The following is a 1592-nucleotide window of genomic DNA, read 5'->3' as shown; positions in this document are numbered from 1 at the left end:
TGGGCGAGCCCGGCCAGAAGGTCCGTTGGGAGTGGGAAGCTGTGCCGGTGGCGCGCCGGCGCTCCCAGCCGCGGAGGGAGGGGCTAGATCGGGGCCAGCACGATCATAGCCAGGCCGACGACGATCCCGATCACGGCCCCGACAGCAACGTCTGACAGGAAGTGAACGCCGAGGGCCACCCGCGCCAGGCACACCAGTGGCGCCCAGATCCATAGGATCGGCGCCAGCCAGACCGGCCCCCAGCCTGTGGCGAGCACCGCCAGCAGGAAGGCGCGAGCTGCATGCCCGCTCGGGAAGGAGTGCGGGTCGGTTGCCCGGTAGATCTGCCCCCAGTCCCCCTCGGGTCGAGGTCGGCGGACGAGCTTCTTCAGTCCCAGCACGACGATCGCCAGCACCCCGATGGCGGCTGCCACCGCAATCGCCCAGGTACGGGTAGGAGAGTCACCGAGCAGCCAGGTCAGAGCCAGGCCGAGCAGCCAGAACCAGGAGTCGCCCGAATGGGCCAGGATCGCGGCCAGGCGGCGCCGCCCGCGGGCATTGGCGGGGATACGCAGAGCCTCAGACCGCTGGGTGTCGGCAACGAGCAACGAGCCAACCTTCATCCAGCCTTCACCGGGTCAGCGCCTGGATCTCCCGGCGCACGATCTGCAGCTGGAATGGCTTGTCGACATCCATCCCGACTTCGGCATAAGGGCACACCTGGACCCGCGCACGCAGGTGTAGACGTCGGCTGATCTTCTCCTCCGCCCACGGAACGCTCGCCTGCCTGAGGAGCAACATCAAGGCCGTGTCCAGCCCGAGCAAGTAGGCCTGCTTGAGGGCGTTCTTGCGGGCGGCAATCAGCCGATCCCACAGGGCATCATCCCAGTTCAAGGCCAGGCGAACCCCGTGGATATCTCCGCCACAGGCCTCGATATCCTTCAGATGAATGTACGAGCGACGCGAGTCAGGGAAGCGGGCCTGCATGATGCTGCGCTCAATGGCGCAGTAGTCCAGGTCCGCCCCCGCCTGTTGGATCTGGTCGGCGCGGAAGCCGACCATCTCGGAGGTGATCAAGGGAATGTCGGAGGTCGCCATCAGCAGGTGATCCGCGGAGGGATCGTGACTGCTGGCGTACGCCATCCCGGCTCGGAGATTGCCGATCAGGCTGCCCTGCTCGGCCAGGTAGAGCAGGGGTTTGCTGGACTGCAGTCCGTCCTCTTTGCCCAACCCCACCACAAGGATCCTGTCGATCCTAGCGGACCCGGCGACCGCATCCAGCACCCACTGAACCATCGGCCGCCCGCCGACGTCGAGCAGGCTCTTGGGCCGGCCGCGGCAGTCCGGATACAGCGGATCGGTGGGGGCAGGTGTTCCGCCAGCGACGATCAGGGCGTCCATGCGTGCGCGCCTCCAGAACTTGCGGGATGTCAATCCGTCGGGCTGCGCTCAGCGAGGTGAGTGCGCCGCCTGGGCCTTGACCCCTGGTGCTGCGGCCGGGGACGGATCCCAGCCGAAGACCCAGAGCTCGATCTGCCCGGCCTCATTGAACTTAACCCCTTCCAGCTCGAGCAGGTGCCGCTGAAAGGCCGTACTGAACCCCGGGCGGGGGC

Annotated in this window: 2 protein-coding genes; both read right to left on the bottom strand. The window is 67.3% G+C overall.

Features of this window, described 5'->3' with window-relative positions:
- Positions 1-83: 83 nt before the first annotated feature.
- Positions 84-602: a phosphatase PAP2 family protein gene (locus MUO23_12225; protein MCJ7513724.1), complete on the bottom strand. Its 519-nt coding sequence runs from the start codon at positions 600-602 to the stop codon at positions 84-86.
- 7 nt (positions 603-609) lie between these two features.
- Entirely contained in the window at positions 610-1380 is a 771-nt protein-coding gene (locus MUO23_12220; GenBank protein ID MCJ7513723.1) for an NTP transferase domain-containing protein, read from the bottom strand.
- Between the last annotated feature and the right edge of the window lie 212 nt (positions 1381-1592).

The organism is Anaerolineales bacterium (assembly GCA_022866145.1).
Taxonomy (GTDB): domain Bacteria; phylum Chloroflexota; class Anaerolineae; order Anaerolineales; family E44-bin32; genus PFL42.
The sequence above is the reverse complement of the archived record's forward strand: the minus strand, read 5'-3'. Positions and strand labels throughout refer to the sequence as shown.